Source organism: Mesomycoplasma ovipneumoniae SC01, from assembly GCF_000218525.1.
GTDB lineage: Bacteria > Bacillota_I > Bacilli_A > Mycoplasmatales > Metamycoplasmataceae > Mesomycoplasma > Mesomycoplasma ovipneumoniae_A.
This window is the reverse complement of record NZ_AFHO01000026.1, coordinates 1-950: the sequence shown is the minus strand read 5'-3', so window position 1 is coordinate 950 and position 950 is coordinate 1. Positions and strand designations below refer to the sequence as shown.

General features: G+C 33.7%; 1 protein-coding gene. It reads left to right on the top strand.

The window, feature by feature from the left end:
- The coding region (locus MOSC01_RS04740; protein WP_010321456.1) for a hypothetical protein at nt 1-950 on the top strand (950 nt) is incomplete at both ends.

Genomic DNA, 950 nt, shown 5'->3' with positions numbered 1-950 from the left:
GTTTAGAAAAAGCAAGTTCATATGAAATTGAAGAGCTAAAAGTTCTTGATAGTTTGCCAAGTCAAATTCAACCTGACCAAATTCAAGGCGGAAATACCGTTGATGGTTTTGATGGTACTACTTCTACCCAACCAGATCAAAAAATAACTAAAGAATTTGTACTTGATGCTGAATCGGCAACAATTACTGATATTAGGTATAAATCTGATAATACAAGCGCTGATATTAGTGTTAGCTTTGCCCAAGATGAGCAATTTTTATACCAAAGTGGTGCTAATAATACAAAAAGAAAACTTCAATTTACTTTCCAAGATAGTCAAAGCGGTCATCAAGTAACAACAGAAAAAGAATTTGAAAATAATAATCAAGGCCAAAAGCCAACGATTGACCTTAGCCTTAATTCAGTTAGCCCTGGAAGTTTATATGTTCTTACAAAAGTTGAAGATATTACTCCTGAAGTTGAAGGTGCACCAAAAAGATTAAAAACTTTCAAATTTAGCGATACTCAGCAAGCTCGAAATCAACCAACAGCAACCACAACTCCTGAAGTTTTATCAAAACTTTATTTTGCCACCAAGCCAGAAGTAATTGCTTATTCAATTGACAAAATTTCTGAAACAAAATATTTGGCTAATTTTACAATTAGAGACCCACTAGCCGGAAGAAATATTACCCAAGGTGGTTTTGAAGGTCGCGATGTTAAAGTGGCTTTGCAAAAACTAGTTGATCCAAAAGGAACAGACCTTCAAGCTCAACAAGTCCAAAATGTTGAAGTACAAGGAAAAATTAAAAATTCTAAAGTTAGTTTTGAACTTGAAGATCTAGAAAAAAATGCAATTTATAAACTCGTTAGTCTAACTTGAGCTGATATAGAAGAAACACAACAAACAATTTCTGGTTCTGTTGCAACTCAGTACCAAGTTGATCCAACTACAAAAACTAATCCAACC